Raw genomic sequence first — 14,991 nt, forward strand, 5'->3', positions numbered from 1 at the left:
GAGGGCGGCGCAGAGCAGCAGCGGGCCCCTCGCGTCGGTAACAATGACCGGGTGACCGACATCCCGCGCCGGGCCGTGTCCCGGACCGCAAAGCTCGCCGCTCTGCCGCTCGGCTTCGCCGGTCGGACCGTCCTCGGCATGGGTAAGCGCGTCACCGGGCTCGCCTCCGACGTGATCTCCGCGGAGATCCAGCAGCGCACCGCCGAGCAGCTGTTCAGCGTGTTGGGGCAGCTCAAGGGCGGGGCGATGAAGTTCGGCCAGGCGCTGTCGGTCTTCGAGGCGGCACTGCCCGAGGAGATCGCCGCCCCCTACCGGCAGGCGCTGACCAAGCTCCAGGAGGCCGCGCCGCCGCTGCCCGCGGCCAGCGTGCACAAGGTGCTCGCCGAACAGCTCGGGCCGGACTGGCGCGACCGGTTCGTGGAGTTCGACGACACCCCTGCCGCCGCGGCGAGCATCGGTCAGGTGCACCGGGCGATCTGGCGGGAGGCGGGGTACGGCCCCTCCGGCGCCCCGAACACCCGGGACGTGGCCGTCAAGATCCAGTACCCGGGCGCCGGTGACGCCCTGCTCGCCGACCTCAAGCAGCTGTCCCGACTCGGCGGGATGTTCCGGGCGATCCAGCCCGGACTGGACGTCAAGCCGCTGCTGGTGGAGCTGCGGGAACGGATCACCGAGGAACTGGACTACGAACTGGAGGCGGAGTCGCAGCGCGCCTTCGCGTCCGCGTACGCCGACGACCCGGAGATCTACATCCCGGCGGTGGTCTCCGCCTCGCCCCGGGTCCTGGTCACCGAGTGGGTCGAGGGCACCCCGCTGGCCGACATCATCCGAGCCGGCAGCGAGGAGCAGCGCGACGAGGCGGGCCGGCTGATGGCCATCCTGCACCTGTCCGCGCCGCAGCGGGCCGGCCTGCTGCACGCCGACCCGCACCCGGGCAACTTCCGGCTGCTGCCGGACGGCCGGCTCGGTGTGATCGACTTCGGCGCGGTGGCCCGGATGCCGGAGGGCACCCCCGAGCCGATCGGCCGGATCGCCGCGCTCGCCCTGCGCGGCAACGCCGACGAGGTGGTGACGGGCCTGCGGGCGGAGGGCTTCATCGGCTCCGCCGAGGAGATCGACGCCCAGGCGGTGCTCGACTTCCTCCGGCCGATGCTGGAGCCCATCGCGGCCGAGGAGTTCCGGTTCACCCGGGCCTGGCTGCGCGGCGAGGCGGCCCGGCTGGCCAGCCCCCGCTCCCCCGCCTACCAGCTCAGCCGGCAGCTCAACCTGCCGCCGTCGTACCTGCTGATCCACCGGGTGACGCTGGGCTCGATCGGCGTGCTCTGCCAGCTGGAGGCGAAGGCCCCCTACCGGGGCATCCTGGAACGCTGGCTGCCCGGATTCGCCCCGGTCGCCTGAACCGGGAGAGACGCCGAGGGGCGGGTGGCCGGGGAGACCGGCCACCCGCCCCTCGTGATCGGTGGGTGTCAGAGAACGCCCAGGTCGCGCGCCGACTGCTTGCGGCTGTTCATGGCGACGCTACGGGCGGATCGGGTTGCCTCAGTGCTCGTGGTGGTACGACCGGCCTGAGGCCGGCGCATTCGAGCCCGGGACAACGCTTCATGGAGTAGTTGCATCTCGAAGGCTCCGTTCGGAACGTGCAGCATGGTGGTCAGCTCTCTCGTGGCCGGCATGGCACCGGCGGGGTGGATACGGATCGGGTTCATGTCAGGCCGCCAGCCGGACCGCGTTCCGCGCCCCGGACAGCCCACTGGCCGCCAGGCGCGCCTCGGCCTCGACCCGGAGCGCGGCGTCCCGGGCGACGTCCTCCTTGCGCGGACGGCCACGGGGCCGCTTGCGCGGGACGACCGCGCCACGCTCGAAGATCTCGCCACCCCAGACGCCCCAGGGCTCGGCCCGCTCGACCGCGCCCGCGAGGCACTCGACGCGCAGCGGGCAGTCCCCGCAGAGCGACTTGGCCAGCTCGAGCTCGGCGGGCGAGTCGGAGAACCACAGGTCGGGGTCGAACTTCCGGCAGGGCAGGTTCGCCTCCAGCTCAACGCTCACGTCGAGCGGGGCCAAGGCCAGACTCATCGCCCGGTCACCTCTCTCTCACTTCGATCTCGTGGATCGCATTTCCGACGTACTTCGGCGGGACAAAAACTGAGGCCGCGGATCCCGGTATGCGGGTTCCGCGGCCTCGAGGTGAGCCGGTGGTCTGGTGGTCAGACCGGTCTACCTCGAGGTGGAACGCCGCGGACATCCGTGCGCTTCTTGGCGCCATCGATGCCCATGCCGGTGAAGCCACTGGTCCCCTGGACTCCGTTCGGCACGGTGGCGAGAATCAGCTCGGCCTGAGCCTCGACCTGGTGCACCTGCGGAGCCGACGGTCGCGTGGCCGCGACGGCAACCCGGACAGCCGACAGCGGAGCGACGGCAGCGGGCAGCGCCGCCGGACGCTCGTTGGTGTAGAAGATCTCCATTGGTGCCACCTCCCTGACGTTCACTCGTGATCGGCTCGGTCTCAGCCTCTTGAGCAGCCCGAATGGCGCCGCTCGCGAGGTGTGCCATGAGGCTATTCCTCGGCCCCCGGCGAGGGCAAACGATTTACGGCCAGATTTCAAAAGTTTTCTTCGGGCAGAACGTCGTCGACCGCCGCGCCGCCCACCAGCGCCAGTACCGACTCCCCGTAGAGGCCCAGTTTGCGTGGCCCGATCCCGGCGATCGCGATGAGTTCCTCCGGGCGGCCCGGCCGGCGTTCGGCGAGTGCGGTCAGGGTGGCGTCGGTGAACACCACGTACGCCGGGACCTTCTGCGCGCCGGCCACCCGCGACCGCCACTCGTGCAGCCGCTGGTGCAGTTCCTCATCGATGTCGGACGGGCAGGTCGCGCAACGGCCGAGCTTGCGGTCCGGGCCGGCGAGCAGGGTGGCGCCGCAGATCCGGCAGGAGACGATCTGGGTACGGCGCCGCTCCGTGCGCCGGGCCGGCCGGGCACCGGCCCGCTCGGCGCCGCCCCCGGAGCGGTCCAGCTGGGGCAGGAACCGGGTCGGCCGCCGGGCCCGCCCGCCCGGCGAGCGGGCCGCGGCGTACGACAGCCAGAGCCACTCCCGGGCCCGGGTGATGCCGACGTAGAGCAGCCGGCGCTCCTCCTCGACCTGCTCGACGGTCTTGGCGTACGTGGTGGGCAGGGTGCCCTCGGCGAGCCCGACCAGGAAGACGGCGTCCCACTCCAGGCCCTTGGCCGAGTGCAGGGAGGCCAGCGTCACCCCGTCCACGGTCGGCACGTGCTGGGTGGCGGCCCGCCGGGCCAGCTCGTCGTTGAAGTCGGCCAGGGTGACCGGGCGCTCCACCGCGGCGGCTGGGCCGATCGGCAGCACCTCGGGGGTGGCCGCGTACTCCTCGGCGAGCTGGACCAGCGCGGCGAGCGCCTCCCACCGCTCCCGGGCGGCGCCGCCGGCCGGGGCGGCGTCGGGCGCCCAGCCGACCGCGCCGAGCGCCTCGACCACGGCGGTGGGCAGCGGAGTCTCTCCCGGGATGGACCGGGTGGCGGCCCGCAGCGCCACCATCGCCTGCCGCACCTCGGCCCGCTCGAAGAACCGCTCCGCCCCCTGCACCTGGTACGGCACGCTCGCCTCGGTCAGCGCCTTCTCGTACGCCTCGGACTGCGCGTTGGTGCGGAACAGCACGGCGATCTCGCGGGCCGGGGTGCCCGCGTCGACCAGCGCCCGGCAGCGAGCCGCGACCGCGGCGGCCTCGGCCGGCTCGTCCGTGAAGATCCGCAGCTCCGGCTCGGGGCCTGGTGGGCGCTGGCCGACCAGCTCCAGCCGCAGCCGCGCCTCGGCGCCGCGCGCCTGCGAGATCACCGCGTTGGCCAGCCCGACCACCTGCGGGGTGGACCGGTAGTCGCGGACCAGCCGGACCACCGTCGCCCCCCGGTAGCGGCGGGGAAAGTCGACCAGGTAGCCGGAGGTGGCCCCGGTGAAGGAGTAGATGGTCTGGCTGGCGTCGCCGACCACCGTCAGGTCGTCGCGGCCACCCAGCCAGGCCTCCAGCAGCCGCTGCTGGAGCGGGTTGACGTCCTGGTACTCGTCGACGACGAAGTGCCGGTACTGGCCCCGGACCTGCTCGGCGACGTCGGCGTGTTCCTCGATCCCCCAGACCGCGGCGCGCAGCATGTCCTCGAAGTCGATCACCCCGTTGGCCCGCTTGAGCCGTTCGTACGCGGCGAAGACGTCGGCCACCTTCGCCGGCTCGTGCGGCGTGTCGCGCAGCGCCTTGGCCGCCGCCACCACGTACTCCGCGGGCTCGACCAGCGACGACTTGGCCCACTCGATCTCACCGGCGAGGTCGCGGGCGGCGGCCCGGTCGGTGCGCAGGCCCACCTTGGCGGCGGCGAGGGTGACCAGCCGGACCTTGCTGTCCAGCAGCTCGGGCATGGCCCGGCCCTCCAGCAGCCGGGGCGCGAAGTAGCGCACCTGGCGCAGCGCCGCCGCGTGGAAGGTCCGCGCCTGGACGCCGCTCACCCCGAGCGCGGTGAGCCGGGCCCGCAGCTCGGCGGCGGCCCGGGCGGTGAAGGTGACCGCCAACACGTGTCGGGGCGGGATCTCGCCGGCGAGGGCCCGGTAGGCGATCCGGGAGGTGACGGCCCTCGTCTTGCCGGTGCCGGCGCCGGCCAGGATGCAGACCGGGCCGGCCGGGGCGGTCACCGCGGACCGCTGCTCCGGATCCAGCCCGGCGAGCACCCGTTCGGTCGCTGAGTGAACCCCCACAGCCCGGAATTCTCGCAGCCGCGCCGGACGTTACAGCGGTTAGCCCGGGCTTGATCGGCAAGCCGTGGCCGACTGTTGGAGGATCTGACCATGTTGACGATGTATTCCACCCCCTGGTGCGGCTACTGCCACCGGCTGAAGTCGCAGCTCGATCGGGAGGGCATCGGATACGAGGTGGTCGACATCGAGCAGGACCCGGAGGCCGCGGAGTTCGTGATGAGCGTCAACGGCGGCAACCAGACCGTCCCGACGCTGCGCTTCGCCGATGGCAGCGCCCTGACCAACCCCTCGATCACCCAGGTCAAGCAACGCCTGGCCACCCTCGCCAGCTGACCCACAGCAACCCACCGGAGCGGCCGCCCCCGGGCGGCCGCTCCGCCGCATCTCCCCCCGGTCATCCCCGTTGATCATGAAGTTAGTGGCCGCGCCGCCGGCGTGTCGTGACAACAACTTCATGATCGACCGGGCGGCGCGGGGTGGGGAGCGGGGGGCGGTGGGTTGGGGAGTGAGGTGGGGGTGGGGTGAGGGTGCGGTGGTGCCAGAGGTAAGTGCCGACGAGCAGGGTGGCCAGGCCGATCAGGGCGAAGAGCAGCCGGTAGTCCAGCACGCCGACGAGTAGGGCGCCGGCCCCGATGGAGAGTGCCTGCGGGCCGCTGACCACCGCCTCCGCGGCCGCGGCGACCCGGCCGATCAGCCCGGCCGGGGTACGCCGCTGGATGAGCGTGTGCAGCCCGACCATGGTCAGCGGCAGCGAGACCCCGGCCAGCAGCACCGCCGCGAAGCCCAGCCACAGGCTCGGGTACGCCAGCGCCAGCGCCGCCGGCCCGAAGAGGGCGACCCCGGCGGCGAGCGTGCCGACCTCGCCCACCCGGCGTACCACGCCGGCCGAGAGCAGCCCGCCGAGCAGTCCGCCGATCCCCTGCACGGTGACCAGCACGCCGACGAACGCGGCATCCCGGCCGAGCCCCCGGTCGACGTACGCGAAGATCAGTGACTCGCTGAAGCCCATCACCAGCGAACCCAGGCCGTAGCCGAACAGCGCCCGGCGCAGCGCCGGCTCGCCGGCCAGGTGCCGCAGCCCCGCCCCGAGTTCGGCCGGCCAGCGCAGAGCCGCGGTCGCCGCCGGGCTCTCGGGCACCCGCAGCGCCCCGACCACGGCGGCCGCCACTGCGAAACCGACCATCGCCAGCGCGGCCAGCAGCCACCCACCGACGGCCGCGTAGAGCCCGGCGCCGGCCAGCGGGCCGATCAGCCGCAGCCCCTGCCGGACGGTCTGCAGCACGCCGTTCGCCTCGGCCACCAGGTCGGCCGGGACCAGTTGCCGGATCAGCCCGCTGAGCACGGCGCTCAGCGTGATGTACGACAGGCCGTACAGCGCCGCGACCGCGTAGATGATCCACACGTCGGCCCGGTCGCCGACCGCGAACAGCGGCGTGAGCAGCGCCGCCGTGACCAGGTTGGCCACCACGAAGAATGGTCGGCGGGGGTGGCGGTCGACGAACCAGCCGACCAGCGGCGCCAGGGTCATCGGCGCGATGACGGCGAAGATGGTCGCGCCGGCCAGGCCGTCCGACCCGGTCAGGTCCTTCACCCAAACGGCGAGCGCCAGCAGCAGGATCGACTCCGCGGCCATGCTGGCCAGCAGGCCGGCGAAGAGCAGGCGGAAGTCCGGGCGGCGCAGGACGGTGCGCATGGGTCCCCCTCCGGCGGGATGGCCCGCGCCCGAAGACGCGGTCGGGGCGGCGGTGGTCGGGCCCGGCGGCGGGTCACCGACCAGCCGCACCCCTCCACGGTCCTCTTTTCTGCGAGACACGCCCTCGCCGGAACCACCGACGCCGGCCGCGCCGTCCATACTGACCGTGGGGGGCGAATGTCATACAGTTACCGTCGCGTCCGCGGCGGTCGACGGGAAAGAGGACGCCGTGCCTCCTGCCTCACCCAGCCCGATCCTGCGTCGCCGCAGGTTGGGCACCGAGTTGCGCCGGCTGCGCGAGGCCGCCGGTCTCACCGGAGACCAGGTCATCGAGCGGATCGGCTGGGCTTCCGCGTCCAAGCTGTCCCGGTTGGAGAACGGGCGCAGCCGGCCCGACCCGCAGGACGTGCTCGACCTGCTGGACCTCTACGGAGCGGACGAGGCGCTGCGCGAGGAGTTGCTGGGCATCACCCAGGAGGCCGGCGACATGCGTGGCTGGCTGCGGTCGTTCCCGGCGATGACCCCGCAGCAACGCGGCTTCGCCGAACTGGAGGCCGGCTGCGCGGAGATCTCCGAGTACAACCCGGTACTGGTGCCCGGGCTGTTGCAGACCCCGGGCTACGCGCGGGTGCGGATCGCCTCGGCCCGGCAGGTCGGCGAGGACGCCGGCGACCCCGACGCCGAGGACACCGAGACCCAGGTACAGGCCCGGCTGGCCCGCCAGAAGCTGCTCACCCGGGGCACCGACGCGCCCCGCTACACGGCGGTGCTGGAGGAGGCGGCGCTGGGCGGCCGGGCCGGGCCGCCGGAGGTGCTCCGCGAGCAGGTGATCCAGCTCTGCGAGCTGGCCATGCTGCCGAACGTCACGCTGCACGTGCTACCGAGGGACACGCCGATCGGCGAGTGGTACCTCCCGCCGACCGCGTTCTCCCTCTACCGGTTCGCCGATCCGCTCGATCCGGAGACCCTCGCCATCGAGGGTGGGTTCACCGACGTCATGTCCACCGAGGTAAACACCCTAAATCGCTATAAAGTGGCGTTCGAGTGGTTATGTACGGCGGCGCTCTCCGCATCGGACACCCTCTCCTGGCTGATCGAGGCGACGGGGCGGCTGGCCGAGGCGGCGACCCCGTCCACAGTGGCGTTCGGACCGGCAACGACGCCGGTCCAGCGCCGCCGGCATTCCGGACGCCTGACCGAACGGTGATCCACGGGGGACCCCGGTCGGGACGTGCAGCGACCGCTCGAGCCATCGCAACGGTTCACCTCAGGAGTGGCACGATGAACGAATTCCGCAACACGCCGTCCGTCCTCGCGCAACTGGCGGACGCCCCGTGGCGTACCAGCACGCGCAGCCAGACCTCCAACTGCGTCGAGGTCGCCCCGCTACGCACTGGCCCGGCTGCCGTCGCCCTGCGGGACAGCAAGGACCGCGGTGGCCCGGTGCTGCTGTTCGACCGGGCCGGCTGGCTGGGCTTCCTCACCGGCACCAAGAACGGACAGTTCGACCTGGACTGATCCGGTGAACGGGACGGGGCCGTCGGCAGCGCGCCGGCGGCCCCGTCGACCGTCCGACCATGCCGGCCCGCCATCCGTTGATCGGACGAGGCTGCGGGCCGATCACGCCGTATGGGTTGCTGACTCGACCACGCGGCGTAACATGACCCCAAAGTGACGTGGAACTTCCACCCGTTCCCATCCGTCGCGGTACATCCGGAGACCGACATGCGGTTCCTGATCGTTCGCACCGACATCCGCGCCGCCGCCGACGTGGACATCGCCGCCGCCTGGGCCGGCGGGGTCCGACTGCGGGACGAGACCACCACCCCCGAGCCGCGCCGCCAGATCGTCCACGCCGAGGATCGGGACGCCGCGATGCTGCTGGCCCGGGCACTGTCGACGGTCGGCGCGGTACGCGCCGGCCGGCAACGGGTGAAGGTGCTGCCGCTCGACGCGCCGGCCCGGCCACACCGGCCGCCCGGCCCCGGCAGCTGACCGACGTCCGTCGTGGTCGGACCGGCTCCCCCGCCGTGTTCCTTGCCCCGCCGACCACGGCGGCCCGTGTTCCCGGCTCGTGACCGTCGCGGCAACGGCGGCCACGAGCCGGGACCGCACGGACATCCGGTCAGCGCCCGCCGTCCAGCCAGCGGTGGATCAGGAAGAGCGCGATCGACGACGGCGGCGGCAGGACCAGCCGGGCGCCGCCCACGTCCACCGTCCGCCCGGCCAGCGCCGCACCGATCTCCCGCCGGGTGAACCACCGGGCGTACGCGATCTCCGCCGGGTCGAGCCGCACTGGATGCTCCGGGTCGGCGGTGGCCAGGAAGCCCAGCATCAGCGAGCCGGGGAACGGCCACGCCTGGCTGCCCACGTACGCGATGCCCTCGACCGGGACACCGACCTCCTCGTGCACCTCGCGCAGCACCGCCGCCTCGGCCGACTCCCCCGGCTCCACGTAGCCGGCCAGGCAGGAAAATCGGCGCTCGCCCGGCACGCCCGGCCAGGTGGCGTTGTTGCCGAGCAGGCACCGCCCGTCCGGGCCGGGCTGCCCGTCGTGCACCAGCACGATCATCGCCGGGTCGGTACGCGGCCAGATCCGGTCGCCGTCCGCGTCGATCCGGGACCAGCCCGCCTCGTCCACCTCCGTCGGGTGGCCGCTGGCCGACGAGTAGCGGTGCCGCAGGTGCCAGTTGACCAGCGCGAGGGCGGTGGTGAACAGCCCGGCGTCCCGGTCGCCGAGCAGGTGCCCCACCTCGCGCAGGTGCGCCGCGCGGGCGCCCGGCACCGCCGGCAACGGGGCATCCACCGCGAAGACCGGCACCCCGTCCGGCTCGACGCCGAGGAACATCCGCGCGGCGCCGGCGGTCGGCGGCACGTCGTCCGAACCGAGCAGCACCAGCACCGGCGGGGTCACGTCGGCACGCACCAGCGCCCGACCCTCGTTCGCCGAGTCGAGCACCAGCACCCGGGCCTGCGACCACGCCCGCGCCAGCCAGTCCGGGTCGGTACGCCGGTGCGCCGCCCGGTCCAGCGTGGACCGGGCCAGCGGTGGCTCGGCCTCCCCGCTCACGCCCCCACCGGCTGGACATCGACCGGGGTCAGCGCGGCCAGCGCCGGTGCGATCCGCTCAGCGTCACCCAGCACCACGGTGACCGCCCGGGCCGGGGCGAGGTAGCGGGCGGCGGCCGCGGCGACGTCGTCCACGGTCGCCTTCGCCAGCCGGGCGGCGTGCTCGGCGAGGAACTCCAGGCGCAGCCCGTTGCCGGCGTACGCGCTGGTCAGCGAGGCCAGCCCGGCCTGGGTGGCCATGCCGAGCTGGAGCGTGCCGAGGGCGTACCGGCGGGCCTGCTCCAGCTCGTCCGGCTTCGGCGGCAGCGAGGCCAGCCGGCCCAGCTCGTACGTCGTCTCCAGCAGCGCCGGCCCGGTCACCTCGGTGGCCACCTCGGCGGCGGCCACCAGCACCGAGCCGGCCACCGAGTGCTCCACCAGCGAGTGCGGCCCGTAGGTGTAGCCCTTGTCCTCCCTGATGTTCTCCACCCACCGGGACGAGAAGTAGCCGCCGAAGACCAGGTTGGCCAGTTGCAGCGCGGCGTGGTCGGGGTGGGTGCGCGGCACCGCCGGCAGCGCCACCCGCAGCGAAGACTGCACCGAGCCGGGCCGGTCGACCAGCAGCAGCGGACCCGGCTCCAGCGGCGGGGCGGGCGGCAGGTCGGCGGTGTGGCCGGCCCCGTTCCACCCGGACAGCGCCTTCTCGGCCGCGTCCAGGGCCCGCTCCGGCTGCACGTCGCCGACCAGCACCAGCACCGCGTCGGCCGGGTGCACCCGCTGGGCGTGCAGGGCACGCAGCACACCCGGCCGGACCGCGCGGACCTGCCCCGGCTCCGGGGTCTGCACCGCGTACGGGTGCCGGCCGTAGATCCGCTTGAGCAGCGCGGTGCGGGCCAGGTGCGCCGGTTGGCTCCGCGCCACCTGGATCCGGTCGACCAGCCGGTCCCGCTCGGTGGCGACCTCCCCGCTCGGGTAGCTCGCCCCGGTCAGCACCTCGCCGAGCAGCTCCAGCATCCGGTCCAGCCCGGTGACCAGGCTGGCGCCGGAGAGCATCAGCCGGTCCGGGTCGATGCCGGCGGAGAGCCCGCCGCCGACCTTCTGCAACTCGGCGGCGAGCTGCACGCTGGACATCGTCTCCGTGCCGGAGAGCAGGGTCTGCGCGAGCATCGCGCCGCGGGCCAGGGGTGCGCGGCCGAACGGCATCCAGAGCCGCAGCTCGACCAGGGGCACCGCGGACCGGCGTACCGCGATCACGGTGAGGCCGTTGCCGAGCGTGCGCTCGGCCTGCCGGGGCAGCTTGAGCTTGCGGTGCGGACCGAGCGGCGGCAGCGTCCGCGGCCCGGTCGCCGTCCCCTCGCCGTCCGTCCGCGACGCCGCGGCCCGCTCACTCCTCGCGCTCACCGGAGCGCGCCTTTCGTTCGCGACTGCGGGGCTCGCAACCCCGGCTCACTCCTCGCGCTCACCGGAGCCCGCCTTTCGTTCGCGACTGCGGGGCTCGCAACCCCGGCTCACTCCTCGCGCTCACCGGAGCCCGCCTTTCGTTCGCGACTGCGGGGCTCGCAACCCCGGCTCACTCCTCGCGCTCACCGGAGCCCGCCTTTCGTTCGCGACTGCGGGGCTCGCAACCCCGGCTCACTCCTCGCGCTCACCGGAGCCCGCCTTTCGTTCGCGACTGCGGGGCTCGCAACCCCGGCTCACTCCTCGCGCTCACCGGGCACCTCCCGGAATGACCTCGACGGACGCGCGGCGCTCCGGCCGCAGGGTGGCGGCGGCGGCCCGGATCTGCTCCTCGGTGACCTCGCCGACCAGCCGGGGCAGCTCGTTGAGCAGCCCCGGCTCGCCGCGCTGCTGTTCCAGCACGGCCATCCGAAGCGCCCGGGTGAGCACCGCGTCGGTGTCGCGTAGCAGGTGGGTGGCCATCCTGGCCTGGGTGCGGCCCAGCTCGCCGTCGGCCAGCCCGTCGGTGGCCAGCCGGTCCAGCTCCTCGTCAACGGTGCGCAGCACCTTGTCCACGTCGCCACCGGGCGGCAGGTGCGCCTGGAGCAGCAGCGCCGTCGGGTCCCGCACGTCGAACGGGTCGCCCATGAAACCGAGATAGCCACCGACGCTGGTGACCGTCCGGTCCCGCAGCACCAGCCGCTCGACCAGCCGGGACGCGTCGCCGTCGGTGAGCACCTCGGCGAGCACCACGTACGGCAGGTAGCCGGCGAAGTCGGCGAGCGGGTCGGGCACCCGCCAGGCCGAGGCCACCGCCGGCAGCGGGGCCAGCTTGTCGGTGTACGCGGTGCGCCGCTCGACGGTCAGGTCCGGCTCGGCGAAGTCCGGCCGCTCGGGCGCGGGCCGGGCCGGCACGTCCCCGAAGTGCCGGCCGATCAGCTCGGTCGCCTCGGCCACGTCGATGTCGCCGCTGACCGCGAGCACCGCGTTGCCGCTGGCGTAGTAGCGGCGGAAGAAGTCGGCGGCGTCCGCGACGGTGGCCGACTCCAGGTCGACGAAGGAGCCGTAGCCGTCGTGCGCGTTCGGGAAGGTGTCGAACATGACCGGCGGCAGGGTCAGCCAGGGGAACCCGCCATACGGGCGGTTGAGCACGTTGACCCGGATCTCCTCCTTGACCACGTCGACCTGGTTGCGCAGGTTCTCCTCGGTCAGCCGGGGGCCGCGCATCCGGTCGGCCTCCAGGAAGAGCGCCCGCTCCAGCGCGTTGCCCGGCAGGGTCTCGAAGTAGTCGGTGTAGTCCAGGTGGGTGGAGCCGTTGAAGGTGCCGCCCGCGCCCTGCACGTGCCGGAAGTGGGCCAGCTTCTCCAGGTTCTCCGAGCCCTGGAACATCAGGTGTTCGAAGAGGTGGGCGAAGCCGGTGCGGCCCTCCGGTTCGGAACGGATGCCGACGTCGTAGACGACCGCGACGCCGATCACCGGTGCGCTGCGGTCCGGGGTGAGCACCACCCGCAGGCCGTTGTCGAGGCTGAACCGTTCGGCCGGGTACTTGGTGACTGGGATTCTCGCTCTCCGCGTCGGCACGTGATCGACTCTAACGCGTCGGCACCCCCGTGCCGGTGACCTCCGCCGAGCCGGGACCGGGCGGACGCGGCGCCAGACGGCGTGGCCGGGCCGGTGCCCCGCCGACCCGACCACGCCTCGCACCCCGCGACCGGGCCCGCCCCTCCGCGGGCGCCGGTCCGGCCGGGGTACGACGACCGCGGCTCAGCCGGCGGTCGGGTCCATCCGCCCGGACGGGCCGGGCTCGTCCACCGCGCCGGCCGGGCTGTGCAGCTCCACCGGGCCGGCCGGGGCGGCCCCGCCCGGCCTGGCGTGCCAGGGCGTGAAGACCGCGACCATGGCGAGCAGCAGCCCGGCGGCGGCGACCGCGACCACGAACAGCAGCTCACGCAGCGCCGTCGAGCCGGTGTCGCCCGCCATGGTCACCCCTCCCGCGTCGAGCCGATCAGCCCGGCTGTCTCCCCGCCGTCAGCCTCGACCACGGGCGGCGCCGGCACAGTCGGCCACCCGACCCAGCCGGCGCTGATTGCCGACTCAGCAGGCGACCGGCGCCGGCGTCGCGCCGAGGCCAGCAGGGTGACGGTGCCCGACGCGTCGGCCGGCGTCAGGAGGCGCGGGGGCGGCGCGGGCGGCGCGGCCGACCGGAGGCGCGATGCGGAGTGCGGCCGGCCGTGCCGCTGGCGCGGGCGGCCGGGGCTGGCGGGGCGGCGATGGTCACCGGTACGCCGGACGGCTCGCGGGCACCGGTCGTCCGGACCAGCGTCGGGTCGCCGGGGCGGACCTGCGCCGCCTGCGGCCGGATGCCGGCGGCCGCCATCAGCCGCGAGACGTCCCGGCGCTGCTCGGGCAGGACCAGTGTGACCACCGTGCCGGACTCGCCGGCCCGGGCGGTCCGCCCACCCCGGTGCAGGTAGTCCTTCGCCTCGGCCGGCGGGTCCACGTTGACCACCAGGTCCAGCCCGTCGACGTGGATGCCCCGGGCCGCGACGTCGGTGGCGACCAGCGCGGTCACCTGCCCGGTGCGGAACTGCTCCAGGATCCGGGTGCGCTGCGGCTGCGACTTGCCGCCGTGCAGCGCCGCGGCGCGGACCCCCTTGGCCAGCAACTGCCGGGCCAGCCGGTCGGCGCGGTGCTTGGTGCCCATGAACAGGATGGTGCGACCCTCGCGGGCGGCGATCTGGGCCAGCGTGGCGGGCTTGTCGACCGCGTCGACGTGCAGCAGGTGGTGGGTCATCGCGGTCACCGTGGCGGTGCCCGGGTCGACCGAGTGGGTGACCGGGGCGCTGAGGAACCGGCGGACCAGGCGGTCCACGCCACCGTCCAGGGTGGCCGAGAAGAGCATCCGCTGCCCGTCCGGGGCGACCTGCTCCAGCAGCTTGGTGACCTGCGGCAGGAAGCCCATGTCGGCCATCTGGTCGGCCTCGTCCAGCACGGTGGTCGCGACCTGGTCGAGCCGGACGTCACCGCGGTTGATCAGGTCGTGCAGCCGGCCGGGGGTGGCCACGACCAGTTCCGCGCCGGCGCGCAGCGCGTCCGCCTGGCGCCCCAGCGAGAGGCCGCCGACCACGGTGGCGCAGCGCACCCCGACGGCGCGGGCGTACGGGGCGAGCGCGGTGCTGACCTGCTGGGCCAGCTCTCGGGTCGGCACCAGCACCAGCGCCAGCGGGCGGCCGGGCCGGGCCCGGTCGCCGGCGGTGCGGTGCAGCAGCGGGAGCCCGAAGGCGAGCGTCTTGCCGGAGCCGGTGCGGCCCCGGCCGAGCACGTCCCGGCCGGCGAGCGAGTCGGGCAGGGTGGCCGCCTGGATCGGGAACGGCTCGGTGATGCCCTGCGCGGTCAGCGTGGTGAGCAGGGCCGGCGCCAGGCCGGTGCCGGCGAAGGAGGGTACGACGGTGGTCAACGGGAAGCCTTCCTCGAGGCGGCACGTGTCGAGGAAGGCGCCGGAGGCGGCGCTGTCACCGGCGGAACCAGGCCGCGGTGGTCACAAGCACGAACCGAGGGGGTACGGGGCCGGCCCGCCGTGCAGTGGGGCGGGCCGGCCCCGTCACCGCGCCCGGAGGGCGCGGCGGAGGTGCCTAACTACGGGTGTCGCCGCAGATCAGAGCGGGCGGATGTTCTCCGCCTGCGGGCCCTTCTGGCCCTGGGTGATCTCGAACTCGACCCGCTGGTTCTCGTCCAGGCTCCGGTAGCCGGAGGACTGGATCGCCGAGAAGTGGGCGAAGACGTCGGCGCCGCCGCCGTCCGGGGTGATGAAACCGAAGCCCTTGTCAGCGTTGAACCACTTGACGGTGCCAATAGCCATGCTTGTCTCGTCTCCTTGACGGAACGTCGAACCCGCACCTGTTGCGGGCTCGAGAGGAGCGATCCACGCGGAGTGCGTGGCTCGCCTGTCGCTGCTGGTCGCCCCGCCCGGAGAACTCCGGACACAACAAAGAGCGCCTGGGGCCACAATCCGCCAGGCGCACACAGAGTCTCTGGTAACCAAAACTGCAACGCACCGAACCTA

14 protein-coding genes and 1 pseudogene are annotated in these 14,991 nt (G+C 73.8%); 5 read left to right on the plus strand and 10 right to left on the minus strand.

Going from position 1 to position 14,991, the window contains the following annotated elements; genetic code table 11:
* Positions 1-51 precede the first annotated feature (51 nt).
* Positions 52-1,398, plus strand: a complete 1,347-nt coding sequence (locus FHX32_RS04825) for an ABC1 kinase family protein (protein WP_167179639.1) — start codon at positions 52-54, stop codon at positions 1,396-1,398.
* Between the two features lie 309 nt (positions 1,399-1,707).
* On the opposite strand, the gene FHX32_RS04830 is transcribed toward FHX32_RS04825, so the two are convergent.
* The 3 genes and pseudogenes from FHX32_RS04830 to FHX32_RS04840 form a co-directional block, all read right to left on the minus strand.
* Positions 1,708-2,073, minus strand: a complete 366-nt coding sequence (locus FHX32_RS04830) for a WhiB family transcriptional regulator (RefSeq protein ID WP_167179640.1) — start codon at positions 2,071-2,073, stop codon at positions 1,708-1,710.
* A 131-nt stretch (positions 2,074-2,204) separates the two neighbouring features.
* Positions 2,205-2,462, minus strand: coding sequence for a hypothetical protein (locus tag FHX32_RS04835; protein ID WP_109903841.1), 258 nt, complete (start codon positions 2,460-2,462; stop codon positions 2,205-2,207).
* Between the two features lie 124 nt (positions 2,463-2,586).
* A pseudogene (locus tag FHX32_RS04840) lies at positions 2,587-4,750 on the minus strand (ATP-dependent DNA helicase UvrD2).
* A gap of 90 nt (positions 4,751-4,840) precedes the next feature.
* On the opposite strand from FHX32_RS04840, the gene FHX32_RS04845 reads away from it, so the two are divergent.
* The gene (locus FHX32_RS04845) at positions 4,841-5,083 is read left to right on the plus strand and encodes a mycoredoxin (RefSeq protein WP_167179642.1); all 243 of its coding nucleotides are present in this window, start codon (positions 4,841-4,843) and stop codon (positions 5,081-5,083) included.
* An 82-nt stretch (positions 5,084-5,165) separates the two neighbouring features.
* On the opposite strand, the gene FHX32_RS04850 is transcribed toward FHX32_RS04845, so the two are convergent.
* Positions 5,166-6,443 carry an MFS transporter gene (locus tag FHX32_RS04850; RefSeq protein WP_167179643.1) on the minus strand — a complete coding sequence of 426 codons (1,278 nt, stop codon included), beginning with the start codon at positions 6,441-6,443 and terminating at the stop codon, positions 5,166-5,168.
* A 229-nt stretch (positions 6,444-6,672) separates the two neighbouring features.
* Between FHX32_RS04850 and FHX32_RS04855 the strand changes: the two genes are divergently transcribed.
* From FHX32_RS04855 to FHX32_RS04865, 3 genes are all read left to right on the plus strand, one after another.
* Positions 6,673-7,650 carry a Scr1 family TA system antitoxin-like transcriptional regulator gene (locus FHX32_RS04855; RefSeq protein WP_167179644.1) on the plus strand — a complete coding sequence of 326 codons (978 nt, stop codon included), beginning with the start codon at positions 6,673-6,675 and terminating at the stop codon, positions 7,648-7,650.
* 74 nt (positions 7,651-7,724) lie between these two features.
* On the plus strand, positions 7,725-7,961 hold the full coding sequence (locus FHX32_RS04860; protein ID WP_167179645.1) for a DUF397 domain-containing protein: 237 nt from the start codon (positions 7,725-7,727) through the stop codon (positions 7,959-7,961).
* Positions 7,962-8,168: 207 nt separating this feature from the next.
* The gene (locus tag FHX32_RS04865; RefSeq protein WP_167179646.1) at positions 8,169-8,438 is read left to right on the plus strand and encodes a hypothetical protein; all 270 of its coding nucleotides are present in this window, start codon (positions 8,169-8,171) and stop codon (positions 8,436-8,438) included.
* Positions 8,439-8,568: 130 nt separating this feature from the next.
* On the opposite strand, the gene nudC is transcribed toward FHX32_RS04865, so the two are convergent.
* From nudC to FHX32_RS04895, 6 genes are all read right to left on the minus strand, one after another.
* Entirely contained in the window at positions 8,569-9,513 is a 945-nt protein-coding gene (gene nudC / locus FHX32_RS04870) for an NAD(+) diphosphatase (protein WP_167179647.1), read from the minus strand.
* Complete coding sequence (locus FHX32_RS04875; protein WP_167179648.1) at positions 9,510-10,892, minus strand: M16 family metallopeptidase; 1,383 nt, start codon at positions 10,890-10,892, stop codon at positions 9,510-9,512. Before FHX32_RS04875 ends, nudC begins: the two co-directional genes overlap by 4 nt.
* Before the next feature lie 306 nt (positions 10,893-11,198).
* Entirely contained in the window at positions 11,199-12,509 is a 1,311-nt protein-coding gene (locus tag FHX32_RS04880; RefSeq protein WP_167179649.1) for a M16 family metallopeptidase, read from the minus strand.
* A gap of 183 nt (positions 12,510-12,692) precedes the next feature.
* Positions 12,693-12,908 (minus strand): hypothetical protein, encoded by a 216-nt coding sequence (locus tag FHX32_RS04885; RefSeq protein ID WP_167179650.1) that lies wholly within the window; start codon positions 12,906-12,908, stop codon positions 12,693-12,695.
* 184 nt (positions 12,909-13,092) lie between these two features.
* A complete protein-coding gene (locus FHX32_RS04890) occupies positions 13,093-14,385 on the minus strand; it encodes a DEAD/DEAH box helicase (RefSeq protein ID WP_167179651.1) in 1,293 nt (430 codons plus the stop codon).
* Positions 14,386-14,583: 198 nt separating this feature from the next.
* Complete coding sequence (locus FHX32_RS04895; protein WP_007072850.1) at positions 14,584-14,787, minus strand: cold-shock protein; 204 nt, start codon at positions 14,785-14,787, stop codon at positions 14,584-14,586.
* Positions 14,788-14,991 lie beyond the last annotated feature (204 nt).

Source organism: Micromonospora sp. CNZ280 (assembly GCF_011759515.1).

Bases quoted from the DNA above. Each gene is read 5' to 3' on its own strand.
- FHX32_RS04865 (WP_167179646.1), top strand. From the start codon at position 8,169: ATGCGGTTCCTGATCGTTCGCACCGACATCCGCGCCGCCGCCGACGTG.
- FHX32_RS04845 (WP_167179642.1), top strand. From the start codon at position 4,841: ATGTTGACGATGTATTCCACCCCCTGGTGCGGCTACTGCCACCGGCTG.
- FHX32_RS04895 (WP_007072850.1), bottom strand. From the start codon at position 14,787: ATGGCTATTGGCACCGTCAAGTGGTTCAACGCTGACAAGGGCTTCGGT.
- FHX32_RS04850 (WP_167179643.1), bottom strand. From the start codon at position 6,443: ATGCGCACCGTCCTGCGCCGCCCGGACTTCCGCCTGCTCTTCGCCGGC.
- FHX32_RS04860 (WP_167179645.1), top strand. From the start codon at position 7,725: ATGAACGAATTCCGCAACACGCCGTCCGTCCTCGCGCAACTGGCGGAC.
- FHX32_RS04835 (WP_109903841.1), bottom strand. From the start codon at position 2,462: ATGGAGATCTTCTACACCAACGAGCGTCCGGCGGCGCTGCCCGCTGCC.
- FHX32_RS04830 (WP_167179640.1), bottom strand. From the start codon at position 2,073: ATGAGTCTGGCCTTGGCCCCGCTCGACGTGAGCGTTGAGCTGGAGGCG.
- FHX32_RS04885 (WP_167179650.1), bottom strand. From the start codon at position 12,908: ATGGCGGGCGACACCGGCTCGACGGCGCTGCGTGAGCTGCTGTTCGTG.